This window comes from Azospirillum lipoferum, from assembly GCF_024170005.1.
GTDB classification, from domain to species: Bacteria; Pseudomonadota; Alphaproteobacteria; order Azospirillales; family Azospirillaceae; genus Azospirillum; species Azospirillum lipoferum.
Map to the genome: position 1 here is coordinate 129,586 of NZ_JALJXJ010000010.1, position 20,629 is coordinate 150,214.

The 20,629-nt window shown below is 65.5% G+C and carries 16 protein-coding genes; 7 read left to right on the forward strand and 9 right to left on the reverse strand.

Annotated features, from left to right (window positions below):
- The first annotated feature begins 13 nt into the window (after window positions 1–13).
- The 4 genes from J2848_RS22240 to J2848_RS22255 are packed head-to-tail and all read left to right on the forward strand — an operon-like array spanning window position 14 to window position 6,291.
- A complete protein-coding gene (locus J2848_RS22240; RefSeq protein ID WP_149232643.1) occupies window positions 14–1,201 on the forward strand; it encodes an efflux RND transporter periplasmic adaptor subunit in 1,188 nt (395 codons plus the stop codon).
- Window positions 1,198–4,212: an efflux RND transporter permease subunit gene (locus tag J2848_RS22245; protein ID WP_149232642.1), complete on the forward strand. Its 3,015-nt coding sequence runs from the start codon at window positions 1,198–1,200 to the stop codon at window positions 4,210–4,212. Before J2848_RS22240 ends, J2848_RS22245 begins: the two co-directional genes overlap by 4 nt.
- Window positions 4,213–4,214: 2 nt before the next feature.
- A complete protein-coding gene (locus J2848_RS22250; RefSeq protein ID WP_149232641.1) occupies window positions 4,215–4,901 on the forward strand; it encodes a response regulator transcription factor in 687 nt (228 codons plus the stop codon).
- Window positions 4,894–6,291, forward strand: a complete 1,398-nt coding sequence (locus tag J2848_RS22255) for a sensor histidine kinase (RefSeq protein WP_149232640.1) — start codon at window positions 4,894–4,896, stop codon at window positions 6,289–6,291. The genes J2848_RS22250 and J2848_RS22255 overlap by 8 nt, the downstream gene beginning before the upstream one ends.
- Window positions 6,292–6,582: 291 nt before the next feature.
- Here the strand turns inward: J2848_RS22255 and J2848_RS22260 are convergent, their stop codons facing one another.
- A complete protein-coding gene (locus J2848_RS22260; protein ID WP_149232639.1) occupies window positions 6,583–7,617 on the reverse strand; it encodes a GlxA family transcriptional regulator in 1,035 nt (344 codons plus the stop codon).
- Between the two features lie 266 nt (window positions 7,618–7,883).
- Here J2848_RS22260 and J2848_RS22265 point away from each other — a divergent pair, with 266 nt between their 5' ends.
- The 3 genes from J2848_RS22265 to J2848_RS22275 are packed head-to-tail and all read left to right on the forward strand — an operon-like array spanning window position 7,884 to window position 9,601.
- Complete coding sequence (locus J2848_RS22265) at window positions 7,884–8,585, forward strand: alpha/beta fold hydrolase (RefSeq protein WP_211103206.1); 702 nt, start codon at window positions 7,884–7,886, stop codon at window positions 8,583–8,585.
- A 43-nt stretch (window positions 8,586–8,628) separates the two neighbouring features.
- Window positions 8,629–9,261, forward strand: coding sequence for an FMN-dependent NADH-azoreductase (locus J2848_RS22270; protein WP_149232637.1), 633 nt, complete (start codon window positions 8,629–8,631; stop codon window positions 9,259–9,261).
- 25 nt (window positions 9,262–9,286) lie between these two features.
- Window positions 9,287–9,601 (forward strand): YciI family protein, encoded by a 315-nt coding sequence (locus J2848_RS22275; RefSeq protein ID WP_149232636.1) that lies wholly within the window; start codon window positions 9,287–9,289, stop codon window positions 9,599–9,601.
- Between the two features lie 123 nt (window positions 9,602–9,724).
- Here J2848_RS22275 and J2848_RS22280 read toward each other — a convergent pair whose 3' ends face one another.
- The 8 genes from J2848_RS22280 to J2848_RS22315 all read right to left on the reverse strand — a co-directional run bounded on the left by J2848_RS22280 (window position 9,725) and on the right by J2848_RS22315 (window position 20,518).
- On the reverse strand, window positions 9,725–11,365 hold the full coding sequence (locus J2848_RS22280; protein WP_149232635.1) for a GMC family oxidoreductase: 1,641 nt from the start codon (window positions 11,363–11,365) through the stop codon (window positions 9,725–9,727).
- Between the two features lie 2 nt (window positions 11,366–11,367).
- Window positions 11,368–12,864, reverse strand: coding sequence for an FAD-dependent oxidoreductase (locus J2848_RS22285; protein WP_149232634.1), 1,497 nt, complete (start codon window positions 12,862–12,864; stop codon window positions 11,368–11,370).
- A gap of 11 nt (window positions 12,865–12,875) precedes the next feature.
- Window positions 12,876–13,973: an ABC transporter ATP-binding protein gene (locus tag J2848_RS22290; RefSeq protein ID WP_149232633.1), complete on the reverse strand. Its 1,098-nt coding sequence runs from the start codon at window positions 13,971–13,973 to the stop codon at window positions 12,876–12,878.
- 4 nt (window positions 13,974–13,977) lie between these two features.
- Window positions 13,978–14,859, reverse strand: coding sequence for a carbohydrate ABC transporter permease (locus J2848_RS22295; RefSeq protein WP_246193984.1), 882 nt, complete (start codon window positions 14,857–14,859; stop codon window positions 13,978–13,980).
- Between the two features lie 49 nt (window positions 14,860–14,908).
- Window positions 14,909–15,799 carry a carbohydrate ABC transporter permease gene (locus J2848_RS22300; protein ID WP_149232631.1) on the reverse strand — a complete coding sequence of 297 codons (891 nt, stop codon included), beginning with the start codon at window positions 15,797–15,799 and terminating at the stop codon, window positions 14,909–14,911.
- A gap of 99 nt (window positions 15,800–15,898) precedes the next feature.
- Window positions 15,899–17,146: an ABC transporter substrate-binding protein gene (locus J2848_RS22305; RefSeq protein WP_149232630.1), complete on the reverse strand. Its 1,248-nt coding sequence runs from the start codon at window positions 17,144–17,146 to the stop codon at window positions 15,899–15,901.
- A gap of 142 nt (window positions 17,147–17,288) precedes the next feature.
- Window positions 17,289–18,599: a histidinol dehydrogenase gene (gene hisD / locus J2848_RS22310; protein WP_149232629.1), complete on the reverse strand. Its 1,311-nt coding sequence runs from the start codon at window positions 18,597–18,599 to the stop codon at window positions 17,289–17,291.
- Window positions 18,600–18,715: 116 nt separating this feature from the next.
- Window positions 18,716–20,518, reverse strand: coding sequence for a thiamine pyrophosphate-binding protein (locus J2848_RS22315; protein ID WP_149232628.1), 1,803 nt, complete (start codon window positions 20,516–20,518; stop codon window positions 18,716–18,718).
- Window positions 20,519–20,629: the final 111 nt, after the last annotated feature.

Genomic DNA, 20,629 nt, shown 5'->3' on the forward strand with positions numbered 1-20,629 from the left:
CCGGATCGCCATCATGATGAACGAAGCCAAGCATGCGGCCGGACGCCCGGCTCTGCCGGAGATGGCCTTCCCGGCCCCAAGGCGGCGGCTATGGTTGCCGGTGCTCGGCGGTGGATTGGCATTGGCCGGCCTTGCGGCGGGAACGCTGACCCTGTCGCAACCGGCCGCCGTCGTGGCACCGGCCGCAGCACCGGCTCCTACGGGATTGACGGTCGGGCTGGCCACCGTCACGCCGGTGGACTGGCCTCTGCAGATCAGGGCCGACGGTCCGATCGAGGCTTGGCAGGAGGCGACCGTCGCCACGGCGGTTGCCGGATTGCCGCTGGTCGGGCTGGAGGCCCGGCTCGGCCAGCGGGTGCGCAAAGGCCAGCGCCTTGCCCAGTATGATGTCGCCAGCCTGCTTGCGGATCGGGCCTTTCTCGATGCCGAACTGGCGCAGGCCAAGGCCGCCCTTGCCGAGGCAGAGGCCAACCTGCGTCGGGCCGAACGGCTCGCCGGGACCAGCACGCTCAGCGAGAAGTCCCTGATGGAGGCCCGGACCCAGGCCGCGACCCGACGGGCGCAGGTGGCGGCGGCGGAGGCGCGGCTTGCCACCGTCCGCCTGCAGATCGAGCGCGCCAGCATCCTGTCGCCGGCGGACGGCACGATCAGCGCCCGGCCGGCCCGGCTGGGAGCGGTCAGCGCGAGCGGCGAGGAGCTGTTCCGGCTGATCGTGGACGACCGGCTGGAGTGGCGGGCCCAGCTCACCGTCGAGCAGGCCGGCGGCACGGCCGCCGGCCAGGCGGTGGAGGTGACGCTCCCGGACGGCGGCAAGGCCGCCGGGCGGCTGCGCGAGCTGGCGCCGATCGTGGATGGAAACACGCGCCTCCTGACCGCCTTCGTCGATCTGCATCCGGGGAGCGGCGCCCGTGCCGGCATGTATGTGACCGGCGACATTCAGCGACGGCCGGCGACCGTGCTGGTGGCACCGGCGGAAAGCGTCGTCGTGCGTGACGGCCGCAGCTATCTGTTTCGCCTCGACCGCGATGCGGGAACCGCCGTCGCCGAGCTGCAACCGGTCGTCACCGGACGACAGCGCGACGGCCGCATCGAGATTGTCCTGGGCGCACGCTCGGGCGACCGGGTGGCGGCCGAAGGGGCGGGTTTCCTCGAACCGGGCCAGAACGTCCGTGTCGTGCCGCCGGCGGGGGAAAAGCCATGAGCATCGCCACCTGGAGCGTCGACAATCCGCTGCCGTCGCTGTTGCTGTTCGCCGCCCTGTCGTTGGCGGGCCTGTGGAGCTTTCACGCGCTGCCGGTCGAGAGCCTGCCCAGCGTCGAGGTCCCGACCGTCGAGATCACGCTGCGTCAGGCCGGCGCGGCGCCGGCCCGCCTCGAAGCCGCCGTCGCCCGGCCGGTCGAGGACCAGATCGCCACGCTGGAGGGGGTCAAGCACGTCGCCACCACGATCCGCGACAGCGAGATCCGCCTCTCCGTCACCTTCGAGCTTTCGAAGTCGCTGACGAAGGCCCTCGCCAATTGCAAGGACGCCATCGACCGCGTCCGCCCCGACCTGCCGCCGGAATTGGAGGCGCCGGAGGTCATTGCCGCCGCCATCGACGACGATCCCGTCGTGACCTACGCCCTGGAGGCGCCCGGCCTCACCCAGGAGGAACTGTCGTGGTTCGTCGACGACAGGCTGGCCAGGGCGTTGCGCCGGTTGCCCGGCGTCGGCCGTGTCGAGCGGGTGGGCGATAGCGACCGCGAGGTCCGGCTGGAGCTGGATCCGCAACGGCTTGCCGGGCTCGGCCTGACCGTCGCGACGGTCTCCACCGCGCTTGCCGCGATGCAGCAGGACATCTCCGGCGGCCTGCTTCGGCTGGGGATGGTGGAGCGGCGGCTGCGGGCCACGCCCGGCCTCCGCCAGCCGGCCGAGATCGGCAGCCTTGCGCTGCCCCTGGGCGACGGGCGCCATATCACGCTGTCGCAGATCGCCACCATCCGGGATGGCGTCGCCGAGCCGCGATCGACGGCGCTGCTCGACGGCCGGCCGGCCGTCGGCCTGCGCGTCTACCGCGCCCGCAGCGCCGACGTGGTGTCCATGGCGCAGAGCGTGGCTGCCGAGGTCGAACGGATTCGTCAGGCGGACGGCCGGATCGGCGTGACCTTGCTGACCGACCGCGCCGCCCACGCCCGCGAACAGTTCGACGGTGCCATGGCCATGCTCTACGAGGGGGCGGCGCTGGCGGTGTTCGTGGTCTGGCTGTTCCTGCGGGACTGGCGCGCCACCTGGATCGCCGCCTGCGCGCTGCCGCTGTCGATCCTGCCGACCTTTCTCATGCTGCGATGGGTCGGCTACAGCATGAACATGCTGACGCTGCTGGCCCTGTCGGTAGTGGTGGGGATTCTCGTCGACGATGCCATCGTCGAAGTGGAGAACATCGAACGCCACGCCCGTCTGGGGAAGACCGGACGGCAGGCCACCGTCGACGCCGTCGCCGAGATCGCGCTGGCGGTGGCGGCGACCACCATGACGATCGTCGTCGTCTTCGTTCCCACGGCGCTGATGGATGGCGTTCCCGGCCTCTTCTTTCAGCAGTTCGGCTGGACCGCCGTGGCGGCGGTGCTGGCGTCGCTGCTCGTCGCCCGGCTGCTGACCCCCGTCATGGCCAGCCGGATGCTGAAGCCGCATGGCCGCCCAGGCCGTGCGGAAGGCCGGGTGATGACGGCCTATCTCGGCTGCGCCGGCTGGTGCCTCGGACACCGGGCAATCACGCTTCTGTTGGCTCTGCTCGTCCTGCTCGGCTCCGCGTCGCTGCTTCCCATGCTCAGCACCGGCTTTCTCCCGGCTGCCGACGAAGGCTATGCGGAGATGACCTTCGAACTGCCGCCGGGAAGCAGTCTGGCCGCGTCGGTGGCGGTGGCGGAACGCAGCCGCCACGCGGCCATGACCGTCCCCGGCGTGGCCCGCGTCTTCGCCGCAGTCGGCGAGGGCGGTTCGGCCGACGGGGTCCGGCGCGGCACGCTCACCCTGCTGTTCAGCCCGCCCGGCCAGCGGCCCGTCCGGGAGGTCCTGGAACGGCAGGTGAGGGCCGCCGTGCTCCCGGTGCCCGGTGCGCGCTTTTCGCTCGGCGCCGACCAGATGAAGCTCATCGCGACCGGCAACGACGCGGCGGCGCTCATAGCCACGGCCGGAACGATGGCCCAGCAGTTGCGTGAGGTGGGGGGGCTCGGCAACGTCGTCTCGACGGCAAGCCTGGAGCGGCCGGAAATCCTCGTCAGGCCAAGGTTGCAGGCAATGGCGGAACTCGGGGTCGGCACCGCCGACCTTGCGGCCACCTTGCGCTTCGCCACGACCGGCGATTTCGACGAGCGGCTCGCCAAGCTCTCGCTCGACCGCCGCGAGATCCGCATCCGGACGGTCCTGCCCGACGGCGTATCGCGCGACCTTGAGGCCCTGGCCGGGCTGCGGGTCGACGGACGCCACGGATTGGTGCCGCTTTCCGCCGTGGCGGAGCTGCTTCCCGCCGTCGGGCCGGCGCAGATCGACCGCTATGACCGCGAGCGCTTTGTCACCATCCAGGCCGATCTCGACGGGCTGTCCCTGGGGGATGCCCTGGCCGCGGCGCGCCTGCTGCCGGCCATGGCATCCTTGCCCGCCGGCATACGCTTCATCGAGACCGGGGACGCCGAAATCATGGGCGAGATGATGGCAGGGTTCGGCACCGCCATCCTGATCGGGCTATTATCCATGTTCTGCGTGCTGGCGCTTCTGTTCCGGGATATCCTTCAGCCGGTCACCATCCTGTCGGCCCTGCCGCTGTCGCTCGGCGGTGCCTTGCTCGCCCTGGTGGTGACGGGGACCGAACTCAACGTGCCGTCGCTGATCGGGCTGATCCTGCTGATGGGTGTGGTGGCCAAGAACTCGATCCTGCTGGTGGAGCATGCCCTGGCCGAGCGGCGCGCCGGCGCCTGCGATCAGCGGGAGGCGCTGATGGAGGCCTGCCGCAGCCGGGCCCGGCCGATCGTGATGACGACCTTGGCGATGATCGCCGGCATGCTGCCGATCGCGCTGGGGATCAGCGCCGATGCGTCCTTCCGGCAACCGATGGCGCTGGCGGTGATCGGCGGGCTGGCGAGTTCGACTCTGCTCAGCCTGGTCGTCGTCCCCGTGGTCTTCAGCTGCCTCGACGATCTCGGAGCGCTGTTGAGGCGCCGGTTTGCGGAGGTTTAGGAATGGCGCGCGTGCTGCTCGTCGAGGACAATGTCCGGCTGTCGGATCTGGTCGCCAAGGCTCTGCTCCGCGTCGCGATCGAGGCGGACTGCTTCACCGACATCGAATCCGCCTGGGAGGCGATCGGCCAGCAGGAGTATGCCGCGCTGATCCTCGACCGCACCCTGCCCGACGGCGACGGCATCGGCCTGCTGCGCCGGCTGCGTGATGGCCGCAACGCCGTGCCGTGCCTCGTCCTGACGGCGCGGGGGGCGGTGCATGACCGGGTGGAGGGGCTGGAACACGGCGCCGACGACTATCTCAGCAAGCCCTTCGCGATGGAGGAGCTGGTTGCGCGGGTCAAGGCGCTGATCCGGCGCCCGGCCGCGATCCGCAGCATGGAGCCGGTGCTGGGCGACCTGCACCTCCGACCCGAGGAGGGGCTGGTCGCCTGCGGCGGCGCGTCGGTCGCGCTGGCGCCGGCCGAGCTTCAGATCCTGCTTTCCCTCATGCAGGCCAATGGGCGCATGGTCCAGCGCCGGCGTCTGGAGCAGACGGCCTGGGGGCTGTCGGAGGCGGTGACGCCGAACGCGCTCGACGTCGCCATCCATCGGCTGCGCAAGAAGCTGCTGGGGATCGGGTCCAGGGTGGTTCTCGTCAACATGAGGGGGCAGGGCTATTCCCTGCTGGAGAGCGCCGGCGATGCCTGACCCCGGCGACGCGCAGCGGCCGGCCGCCGCCCTCGGCCGGTTGCGCCTTGCGGCGACCCGCGCGTGGGAGGGGCTGTGGGAGCGGTTGTCTCTGTCCACCAAGCTGATCGGGGCGCTGGTGGTCGCATTCGCCGTCGTCTTCCTGCTGGTCCACTGGATCTCGAACAGCTTCGAGGACTCCCATTACGATCTGCTGTCGCAGCGCACGCTGTCGAAGGCGGCAGAGGTGGTGGTGGAGAGCATCCGGTGGGACGCGGCGGGCCGGCCCGTGGCGGTCGAGTTGCCGCCCGACCTGCGCTGGCTTCCGGCGGCACTCCAGGACGACCTCGACTTCCGCATCGAAGACCGTGACGGGCGGGTGTTGATCCGGTCGCCGGGTCAGGCACACGGAGATGCCGCAAGCACCGTTTCGCGCACGGAGCAGGATGGTACCCTCTTCCGCTCGGTCACCGTGGCGGTCGGCACGCCCGATACCCCCTACACGCTCCACCTGAGCCTGACCGACCGGCTGCTTCACCTGCTGCGGACCCAGGTGATTTCCTGGCCGACGGCCCTCATCACGACGGTGCTCGGGCTGGTGGCCGTGACGCTGATCGTGCTCCTTGCGGTCCGGCGCCTGCTCCGGCCCCTGCATGACGCCTCCGATGCGGCGGCGACCATCTCGTCGGAGAATTTGCACCGCCGGCTGTCGACCGAAGGCGTTCCGGTCGAGATCCGGCCGCTGATCACCGCCTTCAACCAAGCCTTGGGGCGCCTGGAGCACGGCTTCCGGATTCAACAGGAGTTCCTGGCCTCGGCTGCGCATGAACTGAAGACCCCCCTTGCCCTGATCCGCGGCCAGATCGAGCTGGAGCACGACTTCGCTTCCCGCGACCTGCTGCTGAAGGACATCGACCTGATGGCCCGGCAGGTCCATCAACTTCTGCATCTGGCCGAACTCAGCGAGATCCAGAATTACCGCTTCGAGCAGGTCGATCTCTGCGCGGTGGCCCTGGACGTGGTGGGATATATGGAACGCAAGGCGGTGCGGAGCCGGACCAGCCTCGAACTTCTGCTGCCTGATCTGCCGGTCTACGCCATGGCTGACGCCAGCGCGGTCTTCATTCTGCTCCGGAACCTCATCGAGAACGCCATTGACCATTCACCAGCCGGCGGCGAAGTGACCGTTTCCATTGCGAATGAAGCGTTGCAGGTCATCGACCGGGGGCCGGGGATCGCCCCGGCGGACATGCCCAGGCTCTTCACCCGCTTCTGGCGGGGCTCTGCCAGAACCTACGAGGGGGCTGGCCTGGGGCTGTCGATCTGCCAGGAAATCGTGCTCGCCCACCGATGGTCGATCAACGTCCGCGATGCGTCACCCGGTGCCTGCTTCACGATCACTCTCGGTTAAGGGGCGGTTTTCTGAATGCGCTGAAGCGGCTGGCGATGATGAAGATGGCCGCTGCGGCGCGCATTCGAACCGCGCGCTCGTGGACTTCAGGTGTTGACCGGCTTGGATGCGGGGGCCCTTCAAAATCAATGTAACTCTTTGTAGGTGTGGATTTCTGTTTAAACGATGGGGTTCCATTCGGCGCCGATCGGGAGCCCACCCTAACAGAGCTTTTTCGAGCTTCTTCAGCGTGTTGAAGCAAATCGGTCAAGAGTCAACGCCGGGTGCAAATGCACACCAGCCCTTCGACCGTCAGACCGAGGCTCCGCCAGACACTGCGACATCCGCCATCCTGCCCGCCGACCACCGCCGGTAATCGGCCGGGGTCATCCCGGTGAGCTGGACGAAGGCCCGCCGGAAGACGCTCTCCTCGCCATACCCGCAGGCGAGAGCGACCTGCTTGACGCTGGCGCCCGGCGTTTCGAGCAGGACGCAGGCCGTTTCGATCCTGACCCGGGTGATGAATTCCTTGGGTGACTCGTTGGTCAGCTCCTTCAGCCTCCGGTGCAGGGTTCGCCCGCTCAGGCCCAGGGCATGCGCCAACCCCTCGGCCGTCAATCCGGGGCTGGCATGGCGAACGATCTGCTCGGCGCGCAGAAGCAATGGATCGGTGGTGTTGATGAATCCGCGCGGGGCATAGATCATCTGCGGCAATGGCAGGCTGTCGGCAACCGAGATGTCGGCGGCCAGCTTGGCGATCTCGGCACCCGCCAGACGCCTGATGACATGCAGGCCGAGATCGACCCAGGACAGCGGCCCACCGGTGGTGATGACGCCGTCCTGCTCCTCCAATGCGGTGCCCCAGACCGGGCGTGCCTTGGGAAATCGCCGCTTGAAGGCGTGGTGCAGCCACCAGGTGGTCGTACAGCGCCTGCCATCGAGCAGACCCGCCTCGCCCACCACGAAGGTGCCGGCACAGGCTCCGCCGACCAGCGTGCCTTGCCGGTGACACGCTCTCATCCACTCCGCGCCCCGTGCGATCGAGGCGGATTCAGGCGGGAGCCCGTTCGCACCAAGAGCCATGCCGGTGGCCAGGACCGCATCGCACCGGGCAAGGTCCTCGAACGCGCCATCCAAGGGGATCGACCGGCCCTGCGGATCGCGCAGGGGCTTGCCGTCCGCACTGACGATGGTGGTTTGGAACAAGGGATCGGTTCGGTCCGGCAAGCCGGCCGCGACCCCTTCGGGCGGCGCGCGCAATGCCTGATTGGTGATCCAGAAAAGGTCGGACAGGCCGGCAATTGCGGATAGCAGGCTGCCGTCAACGGCAAGGATCGCAATACGCATGACCTTTTCCTTGTCCCCCGGCTGTTCGGTGGTGCTTTGGCGAGTTTTGCACGAACTCTGTCCAGTTTGCCATCTTATGACGTCGGCAGGCCGGCGATAGGATTTCCCCATCTCCCGCATCGCCTGGCCCGACCATGAAGCCCTTCCACGACATATGCCGACCTCCCCCTCTTCGAGCGGACCGAACTGGCGCGGCGGCGCCATGGCTGCGGCGCCTCGCAACGGCGCTCGGACTGACACTGGCATTGGCCGGCGGTCAGACCGCGATGGCCGCGACTGCTCCCGCCCTGCGCGACATCGTGCTGGTGCATGGCGCGTTTGCCGACGGGTCGAGCTGGCTTCCGGTCGTCTCCCGGCTCCAGGCCATGGGCTACCATGTCACCGCCGTGCAGAACCCGCTGACCTCGCTGGCGGACGACGTGTCCGTCACCGAGAAGGTCCTGCGCCGGCAGACCGGCGGCGTTCTGCTGGTCGGTCATTCCTGGGGTGGAGCCGTCATCACCCAGGCGGGAAACGCAGCCAACGTCAAAGGCTTGGTCTATCTCTCCGCCCTGGCCCCCGACAGCGGCGAGTCGGTGGCCGATCTGCTGCAAAGGCTGGGGGCGCCGATGGGCGGCTTCACGCCGGATGCCGATGGTCTGATCTGGTTGGACGATCCCGAGCGCTTCCATCAGGTCATGGCGGCGGACCTGCCGAAGGAAAAGGCGCGCACGCTGGCCTCGATCCAGCAGCCCATCGCGGCGGCCGGCTTCGCAGACAAGATCCGGAACGCGGCTTGGCGCGGGAAACCAAGCTGGTATCTGCGGACGACCCAGGATCAGGCGCTTCCCCCCACCGTGCAGCAGGCCATCGCGCAGCACATCGGCGCGAAGACCGTGTCCATCGCCTCCAGCCATATGTCCCTGCTGTCCCAACCTGATCGGGTGGCCCGGCTGATCGACCAGGCTGCCAGGGAAGCGGCGCGATAGTCCCCGCAAGCTGGACAGAACTCCATCAAAAGACGAGGTCCAAATGAAGATCCTGTACATCGATTCCAGCATTCTGGGCAATGCTTCCCTGACCAGGGAACTGTCGGCCGCCGTGATCGACGAAATCCGCACCCGTCATCCAGCGGCCGAGGTGACGCGCCGCGACGTGGTGGCGAACGAAATCCGCCATCTGGACGGTGCGATCGCCGCCGGCTTCCGACCGACCGGTGTCGGCGATTTCGATGACGCCACGCTGATGGAGCACCGCGTTTCCGAAACGCTGGTGACGGAGTTCCTGGCCAGCGACGTGCTGGTGATCGGCGCCCCGATGTACAACTTCTCCGTACCCAGCCAGTTGAAGGCCTGGATGGACCGGATCGCCCAGGCGGGACGAACGTTCAAATACACCGATAAGGGCCCGGTCGGGTTGGCTGGCGGCAAGCAGATCATCGTCGTTTCGGCACGCGGCGGCTTCTACGCCGACGGCCCGTTGGCCCGCATGGACTTCCAGGAAAGCTATCTGCGCGCCTATTTCGGGTTCCTCGGCATCACCGACGTCCATGTCGTCCGGGCCGAAGGGGCGTCGAAGGGCGAAACGGTGCGTGCCGAAGGGCTCCGGCGTGCCAAGGCGGCGATCGCCGACGCGGTCGCCGGCCTGCATCCGGCCGCTGCATAGCCAAACATGCAAACGGAGTTCGGACATGTTGTTTTCGATCACGGTTTCCTACATCCGCCCCCTTGAGGACGTCAAAGTGCATCTCGATGCCCACAAGGAGTGGCTGGTTCGCTACATCAAGGCCGGCGCAATCCTCGCCGCCGGTCCGCTCCAGCAGGGGGATGGCGGGTTCATTCTTGCCCATACCGAGGATATGTCGGAGATCGCGAGCATGATCACGGACGATCCGTTCGATCGCCACAGGGTCGCGAATTTCGACGTTCGGGCCTGCGATCCGGTGCTGCGCGCCGCCGGCTTTCCCGAGCAATGGGCTCCCGGTGCCAAAGCCTTCGCGGAATAATCCGGACGAAGCCCGCGACGCGGAGCCCCGATGGATCGGGGCTCCTTCTCACGCCAGGACGCACAAGTTGCGGGCCTTCGCTCCGCCCTGCCCGGGATTCCCGACTTCGCTCCGAATGTCATGTCAGGGAACGCAGCCACGCAGAAAATCCGACGCTCTCTCACCGATCATGATGCAGACCGCATTCGGATTGCCCGAGATCAGGGTTGGCATGACCGACGCATCGGCAACGCGAAGGCTTTCAACGCCGTGGACACGAAGCTGCGGGTCGACGACCGCCAATGGATCGTTGCCCATTCGACAGGTGCCGGCGGGATGAAGTGCCGCGTGCGCGTTGTGCCGGCAGAAGGCTCTGATATCCTCACGTGATTGCATCGCAGGCGGAGGAACGGTCCGCGCCGCAAGATAGCTTCGGATCGCGGGTTGCTCCATGAAGGTCATCGCCGCGAGCGTGCCGTCCGTCACCGCCTCCAGATCATAGGGATCGCCGAAGTAGTTGGGCGCGACGATCGGAAAGGCAGTGGGATCGGCGCTGCGCAGCGTGATTTCGCCGCGGGACCGCGGTCTGATCTGTCCAAGGTTGACGGTGCAGCCATTCCCTCCTGGAACGGCGTCGACCCCCTCCTCGATGCCCGCTCCCACCACCAGGAAGAACTGGACATCGGGGATCTCCTCGTCCCTGTTGCCCCACCAGAATGCACCGCCTTCGATCAGGTTCGAGGAGGCCGGCCCTCCTTTGAACATTGCGTAATGCAGGCCGGCGGCCGCCTTCCAATGCAGTTTTTTGTAGCGATCATAGCTGTGCGGCCCGTTGAGTTGGTAGACCAGCGAGATCTCGATGTGATCCTGCAGATTCCGTCCGACACCCGGCAGATCCGACTGCACGGCAAGTCCGTGCCCGGCAAGATGCGCGGCGGGCCCGACACCGGACAGCATCAGCAGTTTGGGAGTGTTGATGGCGCCGGCCGACAGAATGATTTCCCGTTCCGCACGCAGGATCCTCGCCCGTCCCCCGGCGATGCATTCGACCCCGACCGCCCGGCCTCGTTCGATGATGACCCGTGTGACCCGCACGCCCGTGGCGACATGCAGGTTTGGCCGGTCGCGGGCCGGTTTTAGATAGGCGATGGCCGAACTGCTGCGCCGTCCGTTCTTCGCGGTGATCTGATAGAGGCCGCAGCCGGCCTGGCTGCCGGAATTGAAATCGGGATTGTATGGCAATCCGGCCTGCTGGCACGCCTTCAGCCAGGCCCGCGTCAGAGGATGGATGTGATCGATGTCCGAGACGCCGAGCGGACCATCGGCGGCATGGACTTCGTTGCAGAAGCGGTTGTTGTCTTCCGAGCGCAGGAAATAGGGCAGCACATCCTCGTACGCCCATCCCGTCGCCCCCAGTTCGCTCCAGCGCGCATAGTCGGACGGAACCCCCCGGATATAGATCATGGCGTTGACGGAACTGCCGCCGCCGAGAACGCTGGCCTGTACCATGGTCGGCGTCTGCCCGCGCGCCTGATCGGGCCCCGGTTCCCACGGCATCCGCTTCAGCAGGCTTCCCTGCGCCGTCTTGTAGTAGGCGCCGGGGATGTGAATGTAGGGATTATGGTCGGCCGGCCCTTCCTCCAGAAGCAGCACGGATACATGCGGGTCTTCGGACAGGCGGGAAGCGACCACGCATCCCGTCGAACCGCCGCCAACGACGATGTAGTCGTACGACTCTCGCGCGAATGTCCCGCCGAAGGACCGGGCGGACGCCAATCCCAGCATTCTCAAACTCCCTTGATGGCCGCCCCGGCCTTGATCGCCAGGGCTGCGACCGTCAGCGCCGGATTGACCGCCGCCGAGGTGGGCAGCACCGATGCGTCGGTCACATACAGGTTCTCGACGTCGTGTGTGCGGCAGTCCGGATTCACGACCGATGTGCGCGCATCGTCGCCCAAACGGGCCGTACCGCATTGATGGGACGTCGTTTTCCGGCCGAACGTGCGGACCAGGACAATCGGGAAGCCCGCCTTGCGCATCACGGCGCGCGTTCTCTCGATCAACGCCTTATGGGCCTGCATGTTGGACCGGACCCAATTCACGACGATCCGGCCGTCCCGCACCATGATGCGACTGTCCGGGTTCGGCAGATCCTCGCTGGTGAGAAACCAGCCATAGGCATGACGTGCGATCAGACCGGCGATCCAGGAGGGGGCGGCCGGCAAATTCGCTTTCAGGATATTCCCGGTGATGCGGCCGAGAAGCTGCACATTGCCCAGCGGATAGCCGGTCACGGGGTCGCCGTTGTAGAAATCGTTGAAGGCCAGGGTCTTCTGATAGACGGCCGTGTTCGCCGACCATGGATCGATCGCCAGCAACGCCGACGTGTTGTGGTTCATGAAGTTGCGGCCGACCTGATCGGAGCCGTTGGCCAACCCCCGCGGATGGGCGTCGTTCGCAGAGCGCAGCAGGAGGGCAGCGGACTGGACTGCGCCGGCAGCCACCGCGAAAACCCCGGCCCCGATCCTGTGTTCCACCCCATCCTTGAGGAAGATGGCAGCGGTCACCCGGCGGCCGGATTGATCGGTCTCCAACCGAAGCACCGTCGCTCCGGTGACGATGCTGACGTTTGGATGGCGCAGGGCACTGGTCAGGGGGCCGCTCTCCGCATCGATCTTGCCGGCGCCCGTATTGGGGAAGGCATCCCACCCCGTCTGCGCGCGCCGCAGCCATTCGTCGACGTTGATGGCCAGCGGCAGGCTCGACGGCCGGACGCCGGCCTTGCGCAACCGGTCGCGCACGGCGGCGATCGCAGGTTCATCGGGCACCGGGGGGTGGGCAAAGGGATGGCTGCGGGGGGGATCGGTCGGATCCTGCCCCATGGCTCCGTGAACCTGAAAGATTTCCTCGGCCCGTTCGTACCATGGTTCGAGGTCGGCATAGCGTATCGGCCAGCCGGGTGACCGGCCGCCGATATGCTGGCGTGGCTCGAAATCCTCAGCCCGGTAACGGTACATGACCGCACCGTAGAATTTCGAATTCCCCCCGACATAATAATAGTTTCCGGGCAGGAACGGCTTGCCGTCCGTCCCGATCCACTCCTCGCTCGATTTGTAGTATCCCTTCTGGAAGATCGCGACATCGTCCCGCGATTCAGGCGTATCCTTGAGATGTTCGCCTCTCTCCAGGATGACGATACGCTTTCCGGTATCCGCCAGGCTGTGAGCCAGCGAGCTGCCACCGATACCGGAGCCGATGACGACGATGTCCGCGACCTGCTGCATCGACTGTATCCTCACTTGATCAGATTTTCCGTTGCCGGATCGAAAAGCACGAGCTTGCTGGTATCGACCGCCAGCATGGTGGCGGTTCCTGCTTCGACCTGCTTGGGAGGCAGACGGGCCGTGACCTCGACCCCGCCGAGCTGGAAGACCGCAAGCGTGTCGGGACCGGTCGGTTCCACCACGTCGATATCCACGGTGATTGTGCCTGGCTGGCCGTTCGCAACGCTGAACAACTCGGGCCGGATGCCGACCAGAACCGGGCGACCGGCGTAACGGGCCGCGGCGTCCCTGGACAGGCCGATCCCGGAAATCGTCGCCGGGGGACGGTTCTGAACCTCGATCACCGCCATCACCTTGTCTCCCTCGACCCGCAGGGTTCCGGGAATGACATTCATCGATGGGGAACCGACGAACCTGGCGACATAGACGTTGGCCGGCCGGTCATAGACGGTTTGCGGTTCGTCGAGCTGCTGAACGACGCCACCCTTCATCACGGCGACGCGGGTTGCCAGCGTCATCGCCTCGATCTGGTCGTGCGTCACATACACGATCGTCGTGCCGAGGCGCGCGTGCAGTCGCTTGATCTCGGTCCGCATGTCGACGCGGAGTTTCGCATCGAGATTGGAGAGAGGTTCGTCGAACAGAAACAGCCTGGGCTGACGGACGATGGCGCGGCCCATCGCGACGCGCTGCCGCTGGCCGCCGGACAATTGCGAGGGCTTGCGCTCCAGCAGGTGGGTGATCTGCAGCATGTCGGCGGCGGCCTGGACGGCCTTGGCGCGTTCGGCCTTGGGCACGCCGCGGATCTTCATGCCGAACTGGATGTTCTGGCTGACCGTCATGGTCGGGTAGAGAGCGTAGGACTGGAACACCATCGCGATGTCGCGGTCCTTGGGTGACAGGTCGTTGACGACGCGCCCCGCGATCCGGATTTCTCCGCCGGAAATCGTCTCAAGCCCGGCGATCATGTTGAGAAGGGTCGATTTTCCGCATCCGGATGGCCCCAGCAACACGAGAAAATCGCCTGTGTCGATGGAGATGCTGACTTCCTTCAGCACTTCCAGAGAACCGTAGGACTTGCGGACACGATCAATTTCAAGAGTGGACATTGCGTCAGCCTTTCACGGCGCCAGCCGTCAATCCGCGGACGAAGTAGCGTCCGGCGACGATGTAGACCAGAAGGGTGGGAATGCCGGCGATCATCGCGGCGGCCATGTCGATGTTGTACTGCTTGCGGCCGGTGGTCACATTGACGATGTTGTTCAGTGCCACGGTGATCGGGCTGTGGGCGCCCGAGGTGAATGAAACGCCGAACAGGAAGTCGTTCCAGATCTGGGTGAACTGCCAGATGCAGGACACCACGATGATCGGAATCGACGTGGGCAGGATGATGCTCCAGAAAATCCGGAAGAAACCCGCGCCATCCACCAGCGCCGCCTTGGTCAGATCGTCAGGCAGGGTCACGAAATAGTTCCGGAAGAACAGCGTCGTGAAGCAGATGCCGTAGGAAACATGGACAAGGATCAGTCCAGGGATCGATCCCGCCAGACCAATCAGGCTCAAGGTGCGGGCCATGGGGATCAGGATGGCCTGATAGGGCAGGAAGCAGCCGAATAGAAGGAGTCCGAACACGAGGTTGGCTCCCGGAAACCGCCACTTTGTCAGGATGTAGCCGTTGATCGCGCCGATGCCGGTCGACAGGACAACGGCGGGAATCACGATCAGCAGCGAATTGACGAAGTAGGGCTTCAGCCCGGTGCATTCGGTGCCGATGCAGGCCTGCGACCACGCGACACGCCACGCATCCAATGTAAAGTTCTGCGGAAATCCGATGAAGGAGCCACCGTAGATCTCCTCAAGCGGCTTCAGCGAGGTGGTGACCATGACCCACAGCGGCATCAGATAGGCCGCCGCCATGGCGATGAGCGTGGCGTAGATGAACAGTCGGCCGATCCATGCCCGATTGTACCGGGGTGTCTCATCCGTTTTCGTCACGCGTCCGGAACCCGGAGCCGGGCTGGGGGAGGGCAGCGTCGATATTGCCTCAGCCATTGTTGCGCTCCCGAAGTTCGGAGTAGAGGTAGGGAACGATGATGGCGGCGACGGTCATCAGCATCATCACCGCGCTCGCGGCACCGACGCCCATCTGGTTCCGGCGGAAGGTCGCGGAAAACATGAAGGTAGAGGGTAGCTCCGTTGCCGCGCCGGGGCCGCCGTTCGTCAGGGCCAGCACCAGATCGAAGCTCTTGATGGCGATGTAGCTCAGCAGGACGACCACACTGAGCATCGCCGGGCGCAGCATCGGGATGATGATCTGGCGATAGATCAGCGGCAGGCTGGCCCCTTCGATCTGAGCCGCCTTGATGACGGAATTGTCGATGCCGCGCAGGCCGGCGAGAAAGATCGCCATTGCGAAGCCGGACGATTGCCAGACTCCCGCGATGACGACGGTGTAGATGGCCATCTGCGGATCGGCGATCCAGTCAAAGCGGAACGTCGCCCAGCCGAGATCGTTGACGACCTTCTGGATGCCCAGGCCGGGATTCAGCACCCACTTCCAGGCGGTTCCCGTCACGATGAAGGACAGCGCCATCGGATAGAGATAAACCGCCCGCAGGAATCCTTCCGCCCGGACATGCTGGTCGAGAAGAATGGCCATCAACAGACCAAGCCCGATGGAAATCGCAAGAAACAAGGTTGAAAAGATAAAAAGGTTTTCAACGGCGATGTGCCATCGTGGTGTCGCCCACAGGCGCGCGAACTGTTCCAGGCCTACGAAATCGTAGACGGGAACAAATTTCGACGAGGTGACCGAAATGACGCCGGTCCAAGCGATGAACAGATAGACGGTGACGAGGACGATCAGCAAGCTGGGGGCCACGACAAGACGTGGCAGCCAAGCGGCCAATCGTGAGGATTGCCTGGATGCGTTCATGTGCCGGTTCCAGTGGGATGGTCTGTCGAAGGGCTGGGTGGCGTGGCTGGGAAAGGGACCGGGCATCGCCAAAGAGGACGGGTTTCCGGCCCCATATCCTCAGCGAGCGTTTTCGATGCCCTGGACGAGCATCTTGACGGCCTCGTCGGAACTCATGGTGCCGACGAAGAACTGACCCGCCACATCACCGAAGACAGCGGCGAACTCAGGCCTCGAAGCGAAGCCGTGGGTCATCGCCCCGATCATGCCGCCCTTTGCGATCGCCTCGGCCCGGTCCTTGAAGGCCAGCTTGGCGCAATCGTCGAACTCGTCGACCGGGACGTCGGTCCGGGCGGGAATCGACCCCTTGATCAGGTTGAAGCGCTTCTGGATCGCCGGATCCATCACGGTTTCGGCCAATGCGATCTGAGCCTTCTGAACGGCGGGATCCTTGACCTTGAACATGCCGAAGCTGTCGATCAGGTACTGGAACGAGGTGACGGGGGCAGGGGTCGGGAAACAGTAGAAATCCTTGTTCGGCTTCAGCCCCTTGGCCAGAAACTCGCCCTTGGCCCAATCGCCCATCACCTGCATCGCGGCCTGGCCGTTGATGACCATGCCCGTGGCGACGGCCCAATCGCGACCGACGAAGTTGGCATCGACCAGCCCGCGGACCTCGCGGAGCATGTCGAACACCTTGACCATTTCGCGGCTGCCCAGCGCCTTCGGATCGAGGTCGATGGCCGTCTTCCTATAGAATTCCGGGCCGTTCAGATCGGCGAGAAGGGCATCGAAGATGACCTCGACCTGCCAGCTCTCGTCACCCATCGCCAGCGGAATGACGCCCCGCTCCTTCAGCTTCCTGCCGGCCTGGATCAATTCCGGCCAGCTTTTGGGAATGGGGATGCCGGCATCGTCGAAGATCTTCTTGTTGGCCCAAACCCAGTTCTGCCGGTGCATGTTGATCGGGGCAGCAATGAAGGTCTCCTGCGCCGTCAGGAAGGGCAGCAGCTGCGGCGGAAGGGCATTGCGCCAGCCACCGGCTTTCGCCTGGTCGTTCAGATCGCGAACCACATTCTGCTCGGCCCACTGCACGCCTTCCCAGCCGAGAAACTGCATTGCGCCCGGCGGATCACCGGCGGTCAGCCGAGCGCGGAGCGCCTGTTGGACATTGGCCCCGCTCATGCCGCCGACGGCGGAGTCCTTCCATTGGAACCCCTTGGCCTCCACCCCCTTGCGGATCACGCTCAGGGCCTCGATTTCGCTTTCGGCAACCCAATGGTGCATCACCTCGATGGCGCCCTGGGCGCGTGCGCCGACCGGCATCAACATCACGGCTGCAACAAGACCTGCAAAGATTTTCGACATTTGCGTGAACTTCCCTGTTGGTTTTTGAAAGACGGAATCGCGGGCCGTTGACCGGTTCCTCGCGACGCATGCTGGACGTCGTCCGAACGCCGTTCGGGATGCCGGGATGGCGGTGGCCCGACCGGCGTCCGGTGCCGACGGGTCAGAGAGGAGCGGCCGGCATGCCGTAACCGACATCCTGTCGGCCGTAACGGCGAACCCGGATGTTCGCCTGCTCGGCGTGGCCGGCGAAGCCTTCCATCAGACACAGACGGGAGCAGTAGGACCCGATCAGGGCGGAGGCTTCGTCGGTCTCGATGCGCTGATAGGTGCAGGTCTTCAGGAATTTTCCGACCCAGAGCCCACCGGTGTAGCGGGCGGCCCGGTTGGTCGGCAGCGTGTGATTGGTGCCGATCACCTTGTCGCCATAGGAGACGTTCGTACGGGCACCGAGGAAGAAGGCGCCATAGTTTTTCATGGCGTCCAGGAAATGGCCGGGGTCGCGCGTCATGACCTGGACGTGCTCCGACGCCACCCGGTCGCCTTCGGACACCATCTCTTCGAGTGTATCGCAGAGGATGATTTCACCGAAATCCTCCCAAGCCTTCGCCGCGATCGCCGCAGTGGGAATGATCTTCAGCAGCCGCTCCACCTCCGCCAGGGTATCGCGGGCCAGCTTTTCGGAGTTGGTGATCAGGACCGCGGGTGAATTGACGCCATGTTCGGCCTGTCCGAGGATGTCGGTGGCGACCAGCTCGCCATCGACGCTGTCGTCCGCGATGATCAGGGTTTCCGTCGGCCCGGCGAACAGGTCGATGCCGACCTTTCCGAACAGCAGCCGTTTGGCTTCGGCGACATAGGCGTTGCCCGGACCGGCCAGCATGTCGACCGGTGCGATGCTTTCTGTGCCGTAGGCCATGGCTGCGACCGCCTGCACCCCACCCAGACAGTAGATCTCGTCGGCTCCGGCCAATGCCTGGGCGGCGACGATCTTCTCGGAAATCCTGCCATCGAAGGGAGGGGCGCAGGTGATCACCCGTTCGCAGCCGGCAACACGGGCCGTCAGGATCGTCATATGTGCCGATGCGAGCAGCGGATACTTGCCGCCGGGGACATAACAGCCGACATTCTGGATCGGAACGTTGTGGTGCCCCAGAAACACCCCGGGAAGGGTTTCGATCTCCAGATTCGACAGGGTCGCCTTCTGGGCCTCGGCGAATTTGCGGACCTGGTCCTGCGCGAACTCGATGTCCTTGCGCTCACGCCTGGTCAGGGAATTGATGCACGCGTCGATCTCCGCCTTGGAAAGACGGTAGGACGGGCGATCGAGCTTGTCGAAGCGGACCGAGAGTTCGCGGACCGCCTTGTCGCCTTCCTTTTCGACCTTTGCCAGAAGCTCCTGCACCGTTCTGGTGAGTGCGCTGTCGAGGCTGTTGTCGGCCTTTGAACGCGCCGACTTGATGTGTCTGATCATGGGAACAGCTCTTCGTTTGCGGAAGCGAACGCTCCGCATTGCCGGAATTTGCAAATCGGGGAAGATCGGGGGGCGGCGTGCCCGTCGTGCGCGCCGCCGTCAAAGTCGGACAGCGATCACAGGTGCTGTTCGAGGGCGCGCTTCTCGGCGTAAGCCTGCTGTTCCTTTTCATAGTAGGCGGGCGACGGGAAATCCCACCAGCCGGTGGCGAACGGACCGGCCGCATCGCGGGAGGTGATCACCTCGACCAGTGCCGGGCCGCCGCAATCGAGCGCCGCCTTCAGCGACTTTTCGAGATCCTCGTCGGCGGTCACCTTCCAGCTCTCGACGCCGAAGCTCTTCGCGACCGCGGCGATGTCCGCGCTGTAGGGCTCGCCGTTGCCCTTGTGATGGTTGAATTCCGATGCGATGTGGCGTCCCAGGAACTTGCGCTGGCCGCCCCGGATCGACATGTAGCCCTGATTGTTCTGGACCATGAACACGACCGGTATGTTGTTCATCACCGCCGTGCCGAGTTCCGGCAGGGACATCATGAAGTCGCCGTCGCCGGTGATCGACACCACCTGGCGGTCCGGCATGGCCAGCTTGGCGCCCATGGCCGCCGGTACCGCCCACCCCATCGGCGAGAAGGAGCCGGAGGTGAGATGGGTGCGGGGGTGATAGACCGGGAAGGTCTGCTTGACGGCACCCTGCGTGTTGCCGGAACCGACGACGACGATTCCGTCGCGGTTCATCACCTTGCGCAATGCGCCCAGCGGGCGCTGCGAGGTGAAGGGCGCCTCGCGGCTGTCGCGGCGGGGAGCGAGCATCGCTTCCCAATCCGCCTTGGCCTTCTGGACATCGGCCAGAAAGCTCTCGCGGCGGGAGACGGCCTTGGCGGCGTCGGCGTCGGAGATCAGCGCCAGCATGGCGGCCAGGGTCGCCTTGGCATCGGCGACGATGCCGACCTCGGTCGGGTAGTTCTTGCCGATCTCGTGGTGGTCGAGGTCGATGTGGATCAGCTTGCCCGGAGGAATGGAGAAGCTGACGCCCTTGGCGTAGCTGGACGCCGACCAGTCGGTGAAGCGGCAACCGACGGACATGACCACGTCCGCCGAGGCCGTGATGCCGTTGCCGCAGGAGGTGCCGGTCTGGCCGACCGCGCCGATGAACAGCGCATGATCCTCGGAAATGGCGCCCTTGCCGTTCCAGGTGATCGAGACCGCGGCACCGAGCTTCTCGGCAAGCCGGGTCAGCTCTTCCGAGGCGTTGGCGGAAATCGCCCCACCGCCGGCGACGATCACGGGACGTTCCGCAGACAGCAGCAGCTTCACCGCTCGCTCGACTGCCTGGGGATCCGGATAGGCGACGCCGCGCGCCATGCGCAGATCGAGCGGATGGATATCGACGTCGGCCGCCTCGACCTGAATGTCCATCGGCACTTCGACATGAACCGGGCCGGGGCGGCCGCTCAACATCGTGTTGAAGGCACGATGCATGATGAAGGGCAGCTCGTCGACCCGACCGGCCTTGTAGGCCCGCTTCGTGACCTGCTCGGTGATGCGGGGGAAGGCGTTCTCGTTCTGGCGCTCGATCTCCTGCATCACGCCGTGACCCTTCATATGGGTCGCCGGACCGCCGGATACGAAAAAGGCCGGGATGGAGTCCGCATAGCAGGTCGCAAGACCGATGATCGTGTTGGTCGCGCCCGGACCGATCGACGTCGAGCAGGCCATCGGACGGCCGCTGGCACGGAAATAGCCGTCCGCCATGTGGACGGCGCTTTGTTCATGCATGACCTGGATAAAGGGAAGCTGCGAGCCTTCTTCGAGAAAAGCGTCGAACAGCGACCAGATGCCGTGGCCGGGAACACCCGCCACATATTCGACACCGTATTCCTTCAGCGCTCTGGCAACGACCTGGCCACCCGTCAGTTTCATCGTGACGCCCTTCCAGCTTGTGATGTTCCGACCCAGACGCCGCGGTTGGCGTGGGGTGCAAACCTCGAATGCGTTTTGAGTGTCCGTTGCACAGGGGAGGGGGCGCAATTT

Bases quoted from the DNA above. Each gene is read 5' to 3' on its own strand.
- J2848_RS22240 (WP_149232643.1), top strand. From the start codon at position 14: ATGATGAACGAAGCCAAGCATGCGGCCGGACGCCCGGCTCTGCCGGAG.
- J2848_RS22245 (WP_149232642.1), top strand. From the start codon at position 1,198: ATGAGCATCGCCACCTGGAGCGTCGACAATCCGCTGCCGTCGCTGTTG.
- J2848_RS22250 (WP_149232641.1), top strand. From the start codon at position 4,215: ATGGCGCGCGTGCTGCTCGTCGAGGACAATGTCCGGCTGTCGGATCTG.
- J2848_RS22255 (WP_149232640.1), top strand. From the start codon at position 4,894: ATGCCTGACCCCGGCGACGCGCAGCGGCCGGCCGCCGCCCTCGGCCGG.
- J2848_RS22260 (WP_149232639.1), bottom strand. From the start codon at position 7,617: ATGCGTATTGCGATCCTTGCCGTTGACGGCAGCCTGCTATCCGCAATT.
- J2848_RS22265 (WP_211103206.1), top strand. From the start codon at position 7,884: ATGGCCGCGACTGCTCCCGCCCTGCGCGACATCGTGCTGGTGCATGGC.
- J2848_RS22270 (WP_149232637.1), top strand. From the start codon at position 8,629: ATGAAGATCCTGTACATCGATTCCAGCATTCTGGGCAATGCTTCCCTG.
- J2848_RS22275 (WP_149232636.1), top strand. From the start codon at position 9,287: ATGTTGTTTTCGATCACGGTTTCCTACATCCGCCCCCTTGAGGACGTC.
- J2848_RS22280 (WP_149232635.1), bottom strand. From the start codon at position 11,365: ATGCTGGGATTGGCGTCCGCCCGGTCCTTCGGCGGGACATTCGCGCGA.
- J2848_RS22285 (WP_149232634.1), bottom strand. From the start codon at position 12,864: ATGCAGCAGGTCGCGGACATCGTCGTCATCGGCTCCGGTATCGGTGGC.
- J2848_RS22290 (WP_149232633.1), bottom strand. From the start codon at position 13,973: ATGTCCACTCTTGAAATTGATCGTGTCCGCAAGTCCTACGGTTCTCTG.
- J2848_RS22300 (WP_149232631.1), bottom strand. From the start codon at position 15,799: ATGAACGCATCCAGGCAATCCTCACGATTGGCCGCTTGGCTGCCACGT.
- J2848_RS22305 (WP_149232630.1), bottom strand. From the start codon at position 17,146: ATGTCGAAAATCTTTGCAGGTCTTGTTGCAGCCGTGATGTTGATGCCG.
- hisD (WP_149232629.1), bottom strand. From the start codon at position 18,599: ATGATCAGACACATCAAGTCGGCGCGTTCAAAGGCCGACAACAGCCTC.
- J2848_RS22315 (WP_149232628.1), bottom strand. From the start codon at position 20,518: ATGAAACTGACGGGTGGCCAGGTCGTTGCCAGAGCGCTGAAGGAATAC.